Genomic DNA, 17280 nt, shown 5'->3' with positions numbered 1-17280 from the left:
TCGGAATATGCAGGAACGGTAGCACGGCAGGATCCGCGCCCGCACCACGCCGGTGCAGGCCCACCTTCTCAAGCTTCGGGAGCCTACGCATGACGACCATGACGACCAACTACGTGACGACCGCGGACGGCGTCCGCATTTTCTACAAGGACTGGGGCCACGGCACACCCATCGTGTTTTCGCACGGCTGGCCGCTCAGTGCCGACGACTGGGACGCCCAGATGATGTTTTTCCTGGCCCAGGGCTACCGCGTCATCGCCCACGACCGGCGCGGCCACGGCAGGTCGAGCCAGGTGTCCGACGGCCACGACATGGACCACTATGCCGACGACCTGGCGGCCGTGGTCGACCACCTTGGCCTGCTCGGGGCGATCCACATCGGCCACTCCACCGGCGGCGGCGAAGTGGTGCGCTACCTGGCACGCCACGGCCAGGGCCGCGCGGCGAAAGCCGTACTCATGGCCGCGGTACCGCCGCTGATGGTGCGTACCGACGCCAACTCCGGCGGCCTGCCGAAGGAAGTCTTCGACGACTTCCAGCGCAACACCGCCACCGACCGCGCCCAGTTCTACCTGGACATCGCCAAGGGCCCGTTCTACGGCTACAACCGCCCCGGCGCCCAGCCCAAGGACGGCATCATCGCCAACTGGTGGCGCCAGGGCATGCAAGGATCGGTCAAGGCGCATTACGACGGCGTGGTCGCATTCTCGCAGACCGACTTCACCGAAGACCTCAAACGGATCGCGATCCCGGTGCTGGTGCAGCACGGCGATGACGACCAGGTCGTGCCCTACGCCAACTCGGCACCGCGGACGGCCGAGCTATTGCCGAATGGGACGCTGATCACGTACCCGGGATTCCCGCATGGGATGCCGACGACCCATGCGGAGCAGATCAATGCGGATATTCTGGCGTTTATCAGGAGCTAGTGCCAATTGAGCTGTCGTTCCCGCGCAGGCGGAAACCCAAGTTTGCGTGAGCAGCCATGACGGCTGCTGGTGGCCTGCGAACAACTTGGACCCCTGCCTTCGCAGGGGCGACGGTTACGCTGCTTCCCGGCTCCCCGGCGACACGCCACGCATCGACTTGTTCGCCTCGCCCGACGGCCCCGGCTGCGCTGCCTTCCTGATCACGATCGGCACCGACTTGTAAGAAGGTGTGCCGCTGCGCTCGTCGAAATTGCTCAGCGCCACCAGGCTGTTCGCTTCCGGGTAGTAGGCCGCGGCCGCCCCGCGCGCGATGTCGTAGGCCACCGCCACGAAGTTGCGCACGATGCGCGTCTCGCCGCCCTGCTCGCCATCGGCGACTGCTTCGATATCGACCATGTCGCCATGCTCGAGGCCGCGCTCGGCGAGGTCGGCCGCGTTGACGAACACCACGTCGCGGCGTCCGGTCACGCCGCGGTAGCGGTCGTTCTTGCCGTAGATCGTGGTGTTGTACTGGTCGTGGCTGCGCACCGTGGCCAGCACCAGCGCATCCTTTACGCCGGGACGTGCCAGCGGACGCTGGTTCTTGCTGTCGAATACGATGAAGTTGGCGCGGCCGGACCTGGTGCGCCACTCGCGGCGGCCGGCCGGGATATCCAGGCGGAAGCCGTGCGGCCCCTTGACCCGCTCGTTGTAGTTGCCGAAGTCCGGGAACACGGCTTCGATGCAATCGCGGATGCGGCCGTAGTCGGCGATCATCGCATCCCAATCGATTTTGGAATGCAGCAGTGTCGCCTTGGCGATACCGGCCACGATCGCCGGTTCCGATTTCAGCTCGGGCGAAGCCGGCGGCAGGCTGCCGCGCGAGGCGTGCACCACCGACATCGAATCCTCGACCGTCACCGATTGCGGCCCCGTGGCCTGCACGTCGAGCTCGGTGCGGCCGAGGCAAGGCAGGATGTAGGTGTGCTTGCCGACCAGCAGGTGCGAGCGGTTCAGCTTGGTGGCGATGTTGACGCACAAGTCGAGCTTGCGCACCGCGGCGAAGCAGGCTTGCGGGTCGGGCATCGCCACCGGCAGGTTGCCGCCGAGGCAGATCAGGGCCTTGGCGCGGCCGTCACCCATCGCCTTCAGCGCTTCCACGGCACCGTGGCCATGCTCGCGCGGCGGCTTGAAGCCGAACACGCGTTCCAGGCTGTCGAGGAAGGACTGGCTCGGGATCTCGGTGATGCCGACCGTGCGGTCGCCCTGCACGTTGGAGTGGCCGCGCAGCGGGCAGATGCCGGCACCTTCGCGTCCGAGGTTACCGCGCAGCATCAGCAGGTTGGCCAGCTGCTGCACGTTGGCGGTGCCGTGCTTGTGCTGGGTAATGCCCATGCCATAGCAGATGATGACGCGCTTGGCCTTCGCATACACGTCGGCCGCCGCTTCGATGTCCGCGCGCGGCAGGCCGGACACGGATTCGATCTCGTCCCAGCCCGTGCTCTCGATGTCGGCCACCAGGGTTTCGAAGCCGCTGGTGTGGTCGCGGATGAAGTCGCGGTCGAGCACGCCTTCACCGCCCTTTTCCAGGTCGGCCGCATCCTTGGCGAACAGGGCTTTCATCATGCCCTTGATGACGGCGCAGTCGCCGCCGACCTTGACCTGGTAATACGAGGACGCGATCGGCACCGCCTTGCCTACCGTCATTTCGAGCGGGTGCTGGGGCGACTTGAAACGCTCCAGGCTGCGTTCCTTGAGCGGGTTGAACACCACGATCGGCGCGTTCCTCAGCGAGGCGGCGCGCAGCGTGGCCAGCATGCGCGGGTGGTTGGTGCCCGGATTGTGGCCGAACGAGAAGATGGCGTCGCAGGCATGAAAATCTTCCAGCGTCACGGTGCCCTTGCCGACGCCGATCGATTCCGGCAGGCCGACGCTGGTGGCCTCGTGGCACATGTTCGAGCAATCCGGGAAATTGTTGGTGCCGTACTCACGCGCGAACAGCTGGTATAGAAAGGCGGCTTCGTTGGAGGCGCGGCCGGAGGCATAGAACTCGGCCATGTTCGGGTCCGGCAGGCTGCGCAGGATCGCGCCAATGTCCCGGAACGCCTGCTCCCACGATACCGGCAGGTATTTATCGGTGGCGGCGTCGTACACCATCGGATGGGTCAGCCGGCCCTCCCACTCGAGCGCGAAGTCTTCCCAGTTCCATAGCTCGCTGACGGTATGCCGGGCGAAGAATTCGGGCGTGGTGCGCTTGTTGGTCGCTTCCCAGGACACGGCCTTGGCGCCGTTTTCGCAGAATTCGAAGGATGAATGCTCGCGCGGATCGGGCCAGGCGCAGCCGGGGCAATCGAAACCCTCCGGCTGGTTGACCTTCATCATGATCGTCGTACCCTTAGCCGACATCTGGCCGCGGATTGCCTTGGCCACCGCCTGCAATGCGCCCCAGCCGCCGGCCGGTCCGCCATACTCGCCGATTCCCGGTACATCTTTCTTGCCCATACAAACTCCTTTGAAACGTGTGACGTCTATGCAATGCGGGTCATTCTACGGGGCGGTGCGCGTGCACGATTTTCAGTAGACACTGTGCAAGACCTAATGCCGGCGGACCAGCGCGCCCGGCACCGGGCGCTCTGATGCGCCATGGGCGGAACCGCTCTGTCACAATCCTGTCATCTGAGGCTCCTACACTCTATTGACTAGAGTGAAATATTTCAAAACATGGATTTGAAGTTGAAAAGCGACGACGCACCGGTAACACTCCCTGCAGTACCGACGGACCCGTACAGCCCCTTGTTCCTGAACCGCGAGCTGTCCCTGCTCGAATTCAACCGCCGCGTGCTGGAGCAGGCGGAAGACCCGTCGGTGCCGCTGCTGGAACGGCTGCGCTTCCTGTGCATCGTCAGCAGCAACCTCGACGAGTTCTTCGAAGTGCGGGTGGCCAGCCTGCTGGCCCAGTACCAGCACAACAGCGGCGTCGACGACGTCGCCAGCCTCAACCTGGAGGGCACCAGCGAAGAATGCCGCCAGATCATTGCGCGCCAGTACGCACTGCTGAACGACGAGATCCTGCCCAAGCTGTCCGAGAACGGCATCCACCTGCTGCGCCGCTCGGCCCGCAACGCGGCCCAGAAAGCCTGGGTCAAGCAATACTTCGACAAGGAGGTGCGGCCGCTGTTGACCCCGGTCGGCCTGGATCCGGCCCACCCCTTCCCGCGCGTGATCAACAAGAGCCTGAACTTCATCGTCGAGCTGGCCGGCAAGGATGCTTTCGGGCGTGGCACCGGCATCGCGATCATGAAGGCGCCGCGCGTGCTGCCACGCGTGATCCGCCTGCCGGACGAGCTGTCCGACAAGCCGGGGGCGTCCTACTGCCTGCTGTCTTCGGTGATCCAGGCCCACATGGCCGACCTGTTCACCGGGCGCGAGGTCGTGTCGTACTCGCAGTTCCGCGTCACCCGCAACAGCGACCTGTGGGTCGACGAGGAAGAAGTGAAAAACCTGCGCCAGGCGCTGCAGAGCGAACTGCACAGCCGCAACTACGGCTTCGGCGTGCGCCTGGAAGTGGCGCGCGGCTGCCCGCGCCACCTGTCCGACTTCCTGCTCGAGCAGTTCTCGATCGACCGCTCGCGCCTGTTCTCGGTGGACGGCCCGGTCAACATAGGCCGCCTGCTCGAAATCGCCAATACCAGCACGCGCGCCGACCTGAAGTTCCCGCCGTTCGCACCGGGCTTTCCGCCCAGGCTGGCCACCCATCACGACATCTTCAACGTGCTGGACAAGCAGGACGTGCTGCTGCACCACCCGTTCCAGTCCTTCCAGCCGGTGATCGACTTCATCCGCTCCGCGGCCAGCGACCCCAGCGTGGTCGCGATCAAGCAGACTATCTACCGCGCCGGCGCCAACTCCGAACTGATGGAAGCGCTGATCAACGCCGCCCTGCGCGGCAAGGAAGTCACCGTCATCGTCGAACTGATGGCGCGCTTCGACGAGGAAGCCAACATCAACTGGGCCGAGCGCCTGGAAGAAGCCGGTGCCCAGGTCGTGTACGGCGTGGTCGGCCTCAAGACCCACGCCAAGATGGCCTTGATCCTGCGCCGTGAAACGGGCGGCCTGCGCCGCTACGCCCACCTCGGCACCGGCAACTACAACCCGACCACGGCCAAGCACTACAGCGACTTCGGCCTGCTGACCTCGAACGAGGCCTTGACCGCCGACGTCAACGAAGTCTTCATCCACCTGACCAGCCTGACCCGGCCCACGCAATTGAACAGCATCTGGCTGGCGCCGTTCTCGCTGCAAAAGGAAATCGTGCGCGCGATCCGCCACGAAGCCGCGATCGCCAAGGAGGGCAAGCCGGCACGCATCATCGCCAAGATGAACTCGCTGACCGACGAATCGGTCATCCGCGCGCTCTATGACGCTTCCGCCGACGGCGTGCGCATCGACCTGATCGTGCGCGGCGCCTGCGCCCTGCGCCCCGGCGTGCGCGGCCTGTCCGAGAACATCAAGGTGCGCTCGATCGTCGGCCGCTTCCTGGAGCACACGCGGGTCTTTTACTTCCGCAACAACCTGAAGCACGACATCTACCTGGCCAGCGCCGACTGGATGAACCGCAACCTGTTCCGCCGGGTCGAAGTGGCATTCCCGGTGCATGCGCCGGCCCTCAAGAAGCGCGTGCTGCGCGAAGGCCTGCAGGTCTACCTGAAGGACAACGTCAACGCCTGGGAACTGGGCAGCGACGGCCGCTACCGCCGGCGCAAGCCGCGCGGCAGCCAGAAGGCGTTCAGCGCGCAGGGGGCGCTGATGGACATGCTGGGCCTGGGACCGGATCATCACAACAAGGAAAACGAACATGGAACTGATCCTGTGGCGCCACGCCGAAGCTGAACCGCACACCGAGGACGACGTCACCGACCAGCTGCGGGCGCTGACGCCGAAGGGCGCGCGCCACGCCTCGCGCGTCGGCGCCTGGCTCGACCGCCAGCTGCCGGCCGGCTGCCGCATCCTGACCAGCCCGGCCACCCGCTGTGTCCAGACCACCGAAGCGCTGGGACGCAAGTTCGTCACCGTCGACGCGCTGAACACCCATTCGAGCCCGGAAGTGATCCTCGACGCCTGCGGCTGGCCGCGCCAGAAGACGCCGGTGGTAGTGGTCGGCCACGCTCCCCTGCTGGGCCAGGTGGCCGCGCTGATCTTCTCGGGCGTGGCCCATGAGTGGAAGATGCGCAAGGGCAGTCTGCTGTGGATCGCGCGCAAGAGCGATGAGGATCCGGCGCCCTTCATCCGCCTGGCCGTCGGGCCGGATATCGTCGGCAAGCTGCGCTGAAGACGCGGGCGGGCCTTTCGGCCCGCCGCCTGGGTTGGCGTGATTTCTCATGTCGGTTAGTTGCATAAAATTGCGGCGCCTTGATGTTGCACAAAGGATATTTATGTGGGATTCTTGACAGCTCATCCAGCGAATCGTGCATTTCATCGCAAGGGCGGCGCGCCGGAGGACAGGCGCGCCAATAATGATTTCAACTTCCACCCGATAAGGAATCGATCATGCTCCGCTCCGCACTCGCCATCGGCCTGTCCCTTGCCACCCTGGCTGCCCCCGGCGTCCACGCCGCCGAACAGGTCCGCGCCGCCCCGCCCTTCACCTCGATCAGCGTGCAGGGGCCGATCAGCGTGACCGTCGATGCCGGCGCGCCGCAATCGCTGACCGTGCGCGGCAGCGACAAGTTCGTCAATGGCCTGGTCAGCGAAGTCGTAAACGGCGAGCTGCGCCTGCGCATGCAGGACAAGAAATTCACCACCACCAACAGCGACCAGCGTATCCTGATTTCGATGCCGGAACTGCGCGCATTCAGTGCCGAAGGCGCCGGGGAAATCAAGCTGAATAAAATCCGCGGCGAGCGCTTCGACGTGAATTACCGCGGCGCGGCCAGCCTGAACATCAACGGCACCGTCAAGAATTTCAAGATGCGCGCCGAAGGCGTCGGCGAAGTCGATGCCAGGTCACTGATCGCGAATAATGCCGACGTCCGCTTCCAGGGCGTGGGCGACGTGCAGGTGTATGCCAAGGACAGGCTCGATGCGGTGGTCCAGGGCATGGGCAGCCTGCGCTATTTCGGCAAGCCGCGTACGGTGAACAAATCGGCGGCCGGGCTGGGGTCGGTCAGCGCCGGGGAGTGAGCTTGACGGCACGTTCAGAGAAACCCGGGCCGGCCGGCAGTTGTCGCCAACTGATACAGTTTGCCAGAAAACGATAAAGTCGCCACAGCAGCTGCGGCCGCCCCCGCCCACCGGTGGCTTGTCCAGATAGCAACAAGAACGTAGGCTGAGCTATATCGGCCGTCTACAATCGGCCAAGAGCAGAAATTGGCCGAGTGACAAAGTGTGTAACTTTTCTACGATATTCCGTAGTACCTTTCTAGTTCCGCTACTGTCAAAGATGAAAAATGAACATCGCTCGATTTGCTGTTACTGCGTCGCTTTTCATTGCAGCCTTTGCCCTTAGTAGTTGCGCTATCCAGCGTTCGGAACCAGCGTCGCAAACGGTGTCAAGCATTGGTAACGATCTTAATCACTGCATACAAAGCAATGATGGTCGTTCGGTAACTTGCGGCAAATCGGCGCCTTTCTGCTTGGAATCCAAAGATCACAGCAACGTTGCGTGTGGTGGACTGGCGCACTTCTGTGCAAAGTCCGGCTCTGGCGAAACCGTGGCTTGCGGAGGAATGGCGCCTTTTTGTGAGAAATCCAAGGATGGCAAGAAGGTGGCGTGCGGAGGAGAAGCATCTTTCTGCGAGAAGTCTAAGGATGGGCTTGACTCAGCCTGTGGCGGAAAAGCACGAGGATAGGTCCGCAAGGTCCGCTCCGGGGCGGAAGCGGACGCTACCAAAGTATTATTATCGTGAGAAGCGGTCGTTCAGATGTAGCTACAGGTATGGAAACTATTGATTACACGACGATAGAGGAGACGCGATGTCATCTGTTAAGGATCGACCGAAAGGCAACTATATAGCTCATGGCGCGAGCCTCGGAATGATGTGGGGAGTAGTGTTCGGGTATGTCTTCGGTAGCATGTTTGGCAATGCGCTTTTTGGAGTTGGTCCAGGGGTAGCAGTGGGAGCGGCTTTTGGCGCACTGGTATCGAAGCGACGAACATGAATATTAATTAGTAAAAGAATTTATGTGCCCCTTCGGCGCCATAAGTTCGGTAAGAATGGTCTGTAATGGGTCGATTCCGGTCCTTCCCCTAAGACCGATATCGATTCGCTCACCTTGGCCTTGAATAGTTGCGCCGTTCGTCTGGCCGGTTGCATACTCGCATGATGACTGGCCAGGACACGCAGACAGCTGCTATCTAGTGTCGATCGCTGCTATGTAAAAAGCCTCTTGTTCCGCTAACGTCCCTTTTGGGTCGATTCCGCCCGTATCCTGGACAGCAACAACCAGCCAAGAGCAGAGAGTCGAAGAAAAGCGTAACTGACGGAGTTACCATGTCTCGTTTGGTCAAAATAAATCTGATAGGTCTCACCCTCATCTTGGCAATGACGCTAGCGCTTCTATCGGTGTCTTTTGAGCGAGTGGGTCCCGAAATGATCCAGTATGGCGATGCAGACTATAGGCCTGTCTTGAAGGGTGGCTTTCCGTTCGCGTATTTGTTTGACGCACCTGGGATTTCCGTCGAGGGGCAGCTCGCGTTCTTCGAAGACAGCTTGTCTGCAGGAGCTCTCATGCTCGACATTGCTATCTACTTTGCTATAGCGTGGCTTACGGTTCGAGTTATCTGGCGCTCTCGTTCAGCTCGCAAGCAAACCCCAAGCCGCGACGGTAGGTAAGTCGCTTAGTGCTGCCATGTCTGTTCTGGGTTACAAGCGGACTCTACAGGATGCCCCCAATCGGCCCAGAGCAGTCCTTGACAGAAGTGCCATGCCTACGACAAACTTCAGCCTCGAACACCGCGAAAAACGATGGTTGCACTTCGAGTGACTGCCTAGTCACGCAGCTAGCCAATCGCATATACGCCGCTTTGTACTTCTGCAAGGCAGGCCAGCGTTTCCCCCGACTTTGTCGGCATTTTTTTGAGCTCGCGCGTTTTTGTCGCGTAGGCTCAGATCGGAACGCACATAAATGGCCCACCCTGCACGCCCTCTATATTCCACACCCTCACGTATCGCCATTATCGGCGCCGGTCTGGCCGGTTTGACGCTTGCGCGTGTTTTGCACCTCAACGGCATACCATCCATCATTTACGAAGGCGAAGCGTCGTCCACAGCACGGGCTCAAGGTGGCTTACTCGATATTCACGAGTACAACGGCCAGTCAGCGCTGAAAGCAGCGGGCCTTTACGATGCGTTTCTTGCGCTTGCATTACCTGGCGAAGATGCCAAGCGTATCGTTGACAAACATGGCACTGTGTTGCTTGACAAGCCGGGCTCGGACTCTAGTACAAGGCCCGAAGTTGAGCGAGGTGCTTTGCGAAACCTTTTAATCGCTTCCCTGCCAGGCGGTGCCATCCGGTGGGGAAGCAAGCTCACACAGGCTATTCAACTTGCTAACGGGCGGCATCAATTGGTCTTTGCAGATGGCTCTAGGGTTGAAACGGATTTGCTCGTTGGGGCCGACGGAGCATGGTCGAGAGTACGGTCTCTGGTCTCATCCGCCACGCCACAATATAGCGGCACGTCCTTTGTCGAGAACCGCCTCTTTGATGGTCCAGTGAATCATCCCGAAAGCACGGCGGCCATTGGCCGGGGCACCTTGATGGCGGTGGCGCCAGACAGAGCGATCCTGGCGCATCACCACGCGAACGGCATGCTGCATACCTATATTGCTTTGAATAAGCCTGAATCATGGTTCGCTGCCATTGATTTTACTCGTAGAAGAAATTCGCTCAACAGTATCGCAATGGAGTTTGCCGGGTGGGACGCACGGCTTCTCGCGCTGGTAACTGCAAGCGATACTGCGCCAGTCGTATGGCCCATATATACGTTGCCGGTAGACCATCGATGGAAAAGAATCCCTGGTGTCACGCTGGTTGGTGATGCCGCACATTTGATGTCGCCATTTGCAGGCGAAGGCGCAAACCTTGCACTGTTCGACGGTGCAGAACTCGCGCACGCGCTTTGCAATTATCCCGATGACATCGACGCCGCATTGACGACTTACGAACTGGCGCTATTCTCACGAAGCGCGGCCGTCGCCATGCAGAGCGCGCAAAATCACCTACGCTTCTTCGGTGACGAAGCGCCACAGAACGTAATTGCGATGTTGACGAAGCGTTGACAGATATGCCCAGGGGAAAAGGTCAGGCAGATGCCCGCAATGGGTCTTAAGCAGACGCTACAATACGTCCGCAACCGGCCAGGAGCGGACATTGACCGAGTGTGCCTAATTCTGAGAGGTATGCCGTGTTTTTTAAGAAGAGCAAGGACGCGAAGGTTTCGGACGACACGGTTGCTGCAGTCTTCTGGGGAGCAAGCGACCGAATGATCTGTTGCAGAGGCATTGGAGGCGAGACGGACGAGTTCAACACGACTAGTCATCCAAAATTGGCACAGCAAGGATATGTAGCGACGCTGGAAATTCAAACTGCCGAGGGCGAACCAGCCCTTCTGCTACATGTATTCTACTCAGGACATTGGTCGTTTGCTGTCAGTCCGGGGAGCGAAGACAGCGATGAACTACCGAGCTGGGAAATGACGCGCGAATGGGGCACGGTGAACCCGCACTCGGAGACTCTGACAATATTTTGTCCTGATGGATGCAAGGTTTCGGCTGTAGACAGACTCGCTGATCACTATTGACGAGCGACGTCTGCTCTGGCTCAGCGCCTGCCATTCGTGACACTTCGTGATTTTCCTGGCTCGGCAAGCTGTTATGCTCACCTGAATAGCCGAGACGGCCAGAAGCGAACGGTCATGCCCACGATCTAGCCGCAAGGATAGCAATCGCACTGTGCCATGCGCTTTGCTTTCGGCATAACTTCAAGCTCGACGGATACCATGACCAGTTCATCCTTTCTTTCACGTCTCTGCGTCTCTCTTTGCTTCGCCATATCGACCCTTGCGTCGGCGGCCATGCCGGTCGCAGGCGAGATCGCACCCGACAATCTCGGCGTCACGCTCAAGGACGAACCGGTTCGCCTGAAGGACTATGCCGGCAAAGCCGTCGTTATCTCATTCTGGGCAAGCTGGTGCCCGTACTGCCTGAAAGAGTTGCCCATCCTGTACCACGTCCAGAAGGCAGCCAAGGGCCGCCTGCAGGTGGTAGCCATCAACACGGAAGACGACGATACCTTCCGCAAGCTTGTGCGCGCGATGAAGACGCTCGATATCGCCATGTCCTACGATCCCGAGCACAAGGCGCGCGATGCATTCGGCGTGAACGGCATTCCGCACATGGTGATCATCGGTTCGGATGGCCGGATCGTCGAAGTCTTTCGTGGCTACGACGAGTCCAGCCTGAAGCCAATCGTCGCGGCCATCAACCGCGCAATCGGGGCTGATGTGCCCGAGTCTGCAAGCCCGTAGCTGGCTGGTCGTTCACGATGCGTACGTACTGGCAGGTCGACAAATGCGGTGAATCGCTTACGCGATGAGGTCCGGTTCGGGTCGGTTGCTGTCGTACATTAGAGGGCAGAAACTAGCCGGAAGCGGACGTTGACGAAGTACACGGCACGTCACACGATAAAGGCACAAGGGATGTTGGAATTGAATAGTCCACGGTGGAGTGAGCTGAGCGACGCGTATGGCAGCGCTGCGAAGATTCCTGAGCTTCTTCAGCAGCTATCTGCTTTTCCCGGTGATGACGGCAGTTCCGAACCCTGGTTCAGCCTGTGGAGCGCCCTTGCTCACCAAGGCGACGTGTACTCAGCTTCGTTCGCAGCGGTTCCCCATGTTATCGCCGCAATCGCTAGCTCACCAGAACGCGTGACCGATGTCTATTTTCACTTCCCAGCATGGGTCGAAATCTGCCGGCACAAGAATGGCATCGATGTTCCAGATGAGCTGATAGCAGATTACTTCGACTCACTAAGCCGCATTCCTACTTTGGTTGCTAGTGCCGAAGCAAAGCAGTGGAGCACAGCTTTTACCGCCAGTGCCTTGTCTGCTACTGCCGCCGCAAAGGGGCAACACAAGCTTGCAGAAGCGCTGCTAGAGCTGACCTCATCGGAAACCGTTGGGGAGTTCCTGGTGTCCTATGGCCGCTAAGGTCGAAGCAGTCTTGACTTTGCGTCAGTAACCGGTCAGAAGCGGACATCTGCAGTAGCGAAATGCCTCTTTTAAGACGAGAACAGATGTCACTCCAAGACCAATCGCTTTTCCGTTGCCCTTGCTGCGAACAAATTACCCATGCTGGGGCCGGATGCTATGAAATTTGTGACTTATGCGGATGGGTCGACGATCCAGTTCAGTCGAGCGACCCTGAGTATCTAGGCGGTGCAAATTGCAATTCGTTGCGCGAAGCGCGAGACGCATTGCGTAGACAAGCCCTGCCGCGTAGACCAAGAGATTGAATCCCGGTCGTCATGCTGGCATTCGCCGTTGCGGCGGCGCTCCTGCACCAGCCGCCCATGCAGCAGCCTACCCCGGCACGCTATGCCGCCTTCGTTGTCATCGTCTGCCTGTCGCTTGCCGTCACGACGGTTGCCGCACGCGCATTTGCTGCCGTGCTGAAGCGTATTTATATTACAATCGTTCCATTCTTGAAATCGATTTCTCTTCGTAAGTTGAAAAGGGAGTGAAGATGGTGGATCTGAATCGACGCGGCCTCATGCTGGCCGCCGGCAGCACACTGGCGGCATCGGCGATCGGCGCACCGGCCTTTGCCGCGGCCGAAGACCGCAAGGTCGGTTATGCCATCGTCGGCCTGGGCGGCTATGGCCTCGGCATCATCATCCCGCAGTTCAAGAATTGCCAGCACAGCCGGCTGGTGGCGCTGGTCAGCGGCGACCCGGCGAAAGCGAAGCGCGTCGCCGCCGAATACGGCGTCCCCGAGACCCACATCTATAATTACCAGAACTACGACAGCATCCGCGCCAATCCGGACATCGACGTGGTCTACGTCTGCCTGCCGGTATCGATGCACGCCGAATACACGATCCGCGCGGCCAGGGCCGGCAAGCACGTGATGTGCGAAAAGCCGATGGCGGTATCCAGCGCCGAATGCGAAGCCATGATCGCCGCCTGCAGGCAGGCCGGCAAGAAGCTGATGATCGGCTACCGCTGCCACTTCGAGCCGAACAACCTGGAAGCGATACGCCGCGCCCGCGCCGGCGAGATCGGCAAGCTGCGCTACTTCCGCTCGGAGCACGGCTTCGTGGCCGGCAATCCGTCGGCCTGGCGCCTGAAAAAGGCGATGTCGGGCGGCGGCTCGCTGATGGACATCGGCATCTATGCGCTCAATGCATCGCGCTACATGACGGGCGAAGAACCGGTGAGTGTGTACGCCACCGAGCGCACCGAGCGCACCGACCGCAGCGATCCGCGTTTCCGCGAAGTCGAGGACATGATCGAGTTCGAGCTGGAATTCCCGTCCGGCGTGCTGGGTTCGTGCATGTCGATGTACAGCGCCAACCGCAACCAGATCCTGCTGATGGGCGAGAAAGGCCGGATCGAACTGGAACCGGCGACCAGCTACCAGGGCATCCGCCTGCGCGTGGGCAGCGGGATGGGAGAGGCGGTCACGCCGCCGCCCACGACCGGGCTGCGGGCTGGGACAACCATGTGGGCCGGCCAACTGGACCACCTGGCGCAGTGCATCCGCCAGAACCGCGAGCCGATCGTCGCCGGCGAGGAAGGCTTGCGCGATATCCGTATCATCGAGGCGATCTATCAATCGGCGCGCGAGCGGCGGCGGATTGCGCTGAGGGCTTGAGGGTAAGCTTCTCGCAGCCTGCCGGCATGCACCGTCGTCCCCGCGCAGGCGTGGATCCATACTGAACCACCGAAGTCAATATTCCTGAAACCTTCGCGTGCTTCCAAGATACCGAATCCTGTCATTCGGCATGGGTCCCCGCCTTCGCGGGGACGACGTAGCTCCTCGCGAAGGCGATGGGACGATCAGCGCAGCACCGGCAACTCGATATAGCTCTGCGCCTGCCCCGCATGGTGGATCACGTTATCCGCCACCACGCCGGTCTTCTCGCTCTCGTTCGGCCCACCGGTATTCAGGTTGCGCACGAATTTCGGGAAGTTGGACGAGGTGATTTCGACGCGGATGCGGTGGCCGACGTCGAAGCGGTTGGCGGTCGTCATCGGCGTCGGGTGGATGGTGACAACCTGGCCCGGCGTCATCATGGCGGGCTTGTCGTAGCCGTCGCGGTAGCGGGCGCGGAAGATGGTGTCGCCGAGGATCCAGGCGGTGCCGTCGGGCGCCACGTCGACCAGTTTCACCGCGAAGTCGGTGTCCTTGGCGCTGGACGAGACCTTCAGCACCGCATCCACGAAGCCCACCACGTCGACCGGTTTCGTCAGCGGCTCGCTGGTATACACCAGCACGTCGCCGCGCGCTTCCACCGGACGCTGGTCGAAGGCGCCCGGCACCACGATGCCGCCGTTACAGCAGTCGCCGCCGCCGATCGTCTGCACCGGGTTCATCGGATCGTAGCGGTAGCGGTCCGGCGCCTCGTTGGCCGGCGCAACCTCCGCTGACAGGCGCCCGTCGCCGTTGAGCGTGTTGGCGGCGCCGTTCGAGCGCAGGTAGAGGCGCATCGGCTTGACGTTCTGCGGCGGCCACTGGGCCGCGGTCTCCCAGCGGTTGGCGCCCATCAGGTAGTAGCGCACGTGCGGGGTCGAGGCCGCGAAGGCCTTGCTGTCGCCCTTCAGCCAGCGGTCGAACCAGCCGTAGATGGCGCCGTCGACGTCGAAGCTGGTGTCGCCCATGTTGCGCTCGCCCACCACGGTGTCGGGACCCAGTTTCGCGTACTGGCAGTGCGCCACCGGCGCCACCACCGCGTACTGGTTGGCGCTGGCTTGCTTGTCGGTGTTGGCCGCGCGCGCCGCGTTGAACAGCTCGAGGTTGGGGCCGATCGAGACGTCGTACCAGCTGTTGAACCACAGCGCCGGCACACCCCAGCCCATGCCTTCGTGGTACAGGCCGCCCTGCTGCCAGGCCGGATCGGCCGGAGTGCGCTTGATGAACTGTTCGAAGGTCGCCGGCGGCTCGCCCAGGTCGGTCAGCATGCGGTCCACCGGCAGGTGCTTGATCTGCTTGTTCCAGTCGACTTTCGGCTTGGTGGCGTCGAGGTCGTTGTAGGCTTCGACGTAGGCGCGCAACTTCTCATCCGTCAATGCGGCGGACGGCAGTTCGGCGCGCAGCGGATTGTCGACGCCGTACAGCCACACGAAGAACAGGTTGCGCGGCACGCCGCCGGTGTACCAGTTGCCCTGCTCCTGGAAGCGCCCGACCTTACCGATGCCTGCGCCGGAGGCCATCGGCACCATCGCCGCGTGGGCCGGGTGGTTCATGCCGGCCAGCGCCAGCTGCCACTCGGCCGACGAGGAGCAGCCCAGGGTGCCGACCTTGCCGTTCGACCAGGACTGCTGCGCGATCCAGGTCAGGGTGTCGTAGCCGTCGGTCTGCGGCTTGCCCAGGATTTCCCACTTCCCTTGCGAGAAATAGCGGCCGCGCTCGTTCTGCACGATGAAGGTGTAGCCGCGCTTGACCGACTCCAGCACATAGCGCAGGGTGCCGCCCTTCAGCTTGTGTTCGTTGTACGGCGTCTTCCACAGGATGGTCGGCAGCTTGCCCTTGGCGTTCTTCGGCGTGTAGATGTCGGTCGACAGCGCCACGCCGTCGCGCATCGGCACCATCACGCCCAGGCGCGACACGGTGGTCTTGGCCAGTTCCGATTCGAGGGCGGCGGGGCTGTACTTGGTGTAGTCCTGGAAAGCCAGGGCCTGGGGAACGTAGGCGGCGACCAGGGCGGTCACGACGAGTTTGGCGAACAGCGGTCTCAAGGGCGCTCCTGCTAGAGAGGATGAAATTGTCGGGTGACTTTGCAGCTCGACAATTCTAGCAGGAGCCGAACAGCGCGCTTCTTTTACAGACCGAGGTCGGTGATGAAGCGGTTGGCGAAGCCCCAGTTGCCCGCCTGCCCGTAGGTATTGCAGGTTGGCGACGCATAGCCCGGGGCGCAGTCGGTATCGCGGTCGAGCGACCAGTAATGGATGCCGGCCAGGCCGTTGGTCTTGGCCCAGGCGGTCACCCGGTCGACGTCGGCCAGCGAGAAGGTTTCGTCGATGGTGTCGTTACCGCCGATCATCGGCGTCAGCTCGATGCGGTTGTAGGGCACGCCCCAGTAATCGTGCAGGCTGACCGCGGCGCGGATGGCCGACTGGCCCATGTCGCACTTGCCGTTGCTGCCGAGCGTGCACACCGACGTGCCGGCGGTGCCGTAATCCATCACCATCAGGTTGACGTAGTAATTGCTCAGCCCGGCCGCCTTGATCGCATTCATGACGTTCACGCCGGTGCTGCCGAGGCTCTGCGCGGCGCTGCCGCCCAGGGTCGCCAACGTGAAGCTGAAGCGCAGGTTCGGATAATTGGCTTGTGCCACCTTGACCCGCTGGATCAGGCTGTTGATCACGGCTTGCGATTGCCCGGCTTCGATGTCGAAGTCCACGCCGCGCAGGTTGGCGCTGTAGTAGCGCTGGATGAAGGTGCTGAAGCCGGCGTCGGAACCGCAGGTGAAGGCCCCCGCCGCGCCGCCGGTCGACAGGATGTAGGTCTTGCCGGCATTGACGAAATTCTGGACGTTGGCGCTGGCCAGCGCCTGACCCTGCACCCCGCCCCAGTTCTCGCTGCCGCATTCGCCGGTCGCGAACGACCAGGTGACGGTATTCAGCTTGGCCGGCATCACGCCCAGCAGCGGCTGCAGGGTGCCGGTGACCTTGGTCGACAGCACGTTGGTATTCCAGTTCAGGTTGATCGTGACGTCCTTGTACGGACCGAACACGAAGCCGGTGGGTGCCGGGGTCGGCGTCGGATTCGGGGTCGGGTCGGGCGTCGGCGTCGGCGTGGTGGTCTGCAGGGCCCAGGGACCCCATTCCTCGGTGCCGGGCACGTTCCCCTGGGTCCACCACTTGGCGGTGTAGACCTTGTTCTGGTAGGTGATGCACATGCCGGCCGTGTAGACGGCGCTCGCGCTCCAGGCCGGACACGACTGGCTGGTGGTGGCCAGCAGCCGCGCCGGTTGTCCGGCTGCCGGATTCTGCGCGTCGCCGCCGCCACAGCCTGCCAATGTGCCGATTACCAGGGCAGTGACAAGACTGCCCGTGCTGGGATTTCTCATTTTCACCTCTCCTCTATCCACTCTATGGTTGCGCCGTGTGCCGACTGGCGTTACCTAGACTCCCACCGCGTAAATATGGGG

Annotated in this window: 13 protein-coding genes; 10 read left to right on the top strand and 3 right to left on the bottom strand. The window is 61.8% G+C overall.

The genetic code is table 11. From position 1 onward, the window contains the following. Positions 1-98 precede the first annotated feature (98 nt). On the top strand, positions 99-929 hold the full coding sequence (locus U1H99_RS24635) for an alpha/beta fold hydrolase (protein ID WP_323144401.1): 831 nt from the start codon (positions 99-101) through the stop codon (positions 927-929). A gap of 114 nt (positions 930-1043) precedes the next feature. Here U1H99_RS24635 and U1H99_RS24630 read toward each other — a convergent pair whose 3' ends face one another. After that, complete coding sequence (locus tag U1H99_RS24630) at positions 1044-3410, bottom strand: FdhF/YdeP family oxidoreductase (protein WP_323144322.1); 2367 nt, start codon at positions 3408-3410, stop codon at positions 1044-1046. A gap of 219 nt (positions 3411-3629) precedes the next feature. Here U1H99_RS24630 and ppk1 point away from each other — a divergent pair, with 219 nt between their 5' ends. From ppk1 to U1H99_RS24585, 9 genes are all read left to right on the top strand, one after another. Further along, on the top strand, positions 3630-5798 hold the full coding sequence (ppk1, locus tag U1H99_RS24625; protein ID WP_323144321.1) for a polyphosphate kinase 1: 2169 nt from the start codon (positions 3630-3632) through the stop codon (positions 5796-5798). Next, a complete protein-coding gene (locus U1H99_RS24620; RefSeq protein ID WP_323144320.1) occupies positions 5764-6237 on the top strand; it encodes a SixA phosphatase family protein in 474 nt (157 codons plus the stop codon). Before ppk1 ends, U1H99_RS24620 begins: the two co-directional genes overlap by 35 nt. Before the next feature lie 218 nt (positions 6238-6455). Then, positions 6456-7088, top strand: coding sequence for a head GIN domain-containing protein (locus U1H99_RS24615; protein ID WP_323144319.1), 633 nt, complete (start codon positions 6456-6458; stop codon positions 7086-7088). Between the two features lie 1944 nt (positions 7089-9032). After that, positions 9033-10187: an FAD-dependent oxidoreductase gene (locus tag U1H99_RS24610; protein ID WP_323144318.1), complete on the top strand. Its 1155-nt coding sequence runs from the start codon at positions 9033-9035 to the stop codon at positions 10185-10187. 719 nt (positions 10188-10906) lie between these two features. Then, on the top strand, positions 10907-11434 hold the full coding sequence (locus U1H99_RS24605) for a TlpA family protein disulfide reductase (RefSeq protein WP_323144317.1): 528 nt from the start codon (positions 10907-10909) through the stop codon (positions 11432-11434). A gap of 129 nt (positions 11435-11563) precedes the next feature. After that, positions 11564-12115 (top strand): hypothetical protein, encoded by a 552-nt coding sequence (locus U1H99_RS24600; protein ID WP_323144316.1) that lies wholly within the window; start codon positions 11564-11566, stop codon positions 12113-12115. A gap of 62 nt (positions 12116-12177) precedes the next feature. Continuing rightward, entirely contained in the window at positions 12178-12420 is a 243-nt protein-coding gene (locus U1H99_RS24595; RefSeq protein ID WP_323144315.1) for a CPCC family cysteine-rich protein, read from the top strand. Between the two features lie 12 nt (positions 12421-12432). Then, positions 12433-12648, top strand: a complete 216-nt coding sequence (locus U1H99_RS24590) for a hypothetical protein (protein WP_323144314.1) — start codon at positions 12433-12435, stop codon at positions 12646-12648. Between the two features lie 2 nt (positions 12649-12650). Next, on the top strand, positions 12651-13781 hold the full coding sequence (locus U1H99_RS24585; protein WP_323144313.1) for a Gfo/Idh/MocA family protein: 1131 nt from the start codon (positions 12651-12653) through the stop codon (positions 13779-13781). A 185-nt stretch (positions 13782-13966) separates the two neighbouring features. Here the strand turns inward: U1H99_RS24585 and U1H99_RS24580 are convergent, their stop codons facing one another. Further along, complete coding sequence (locus tag U1H99_RS24580) at positions 13967-15865, bottom strand: CocE/NonD family hydrolase (protein ID WP_323144312.1); 1899 nt, start codon at positions 15863-15865, stop codon at positions 13967-13969. Between the two features lie 83 nt (positions 15866-15948). Continuing rightward, positions 15949-17199 carry a carbohydrate-binding protein gene (locus tag U1H99_RS24575; protein ID WP_323144311.1) on the bottom strand — a complete coding sequence of 417 codons (1251 nt, stop codon included), beginning with the start codon at positions 17197-17199 and terminating at the stop codon, positions 15949-15951. Positions 17200-17280: the final 81 nt, after the last annotated feature.

Origin of the sequence: Massilia phyllosphaerae (assembly GCF_034659755.1) — a bacterium.
Lineage (GTDB): Bacteria > Pseudomonadota > Gammaproteobacteria > Burkholderiales > Burkholderiaceae_D > Telluria > Telluria phyllosphaerae.
Note: the sequence above shows the minus strand (reverse complement) of the source record. Positions and strands in the feature narration are given on the sequence as shown.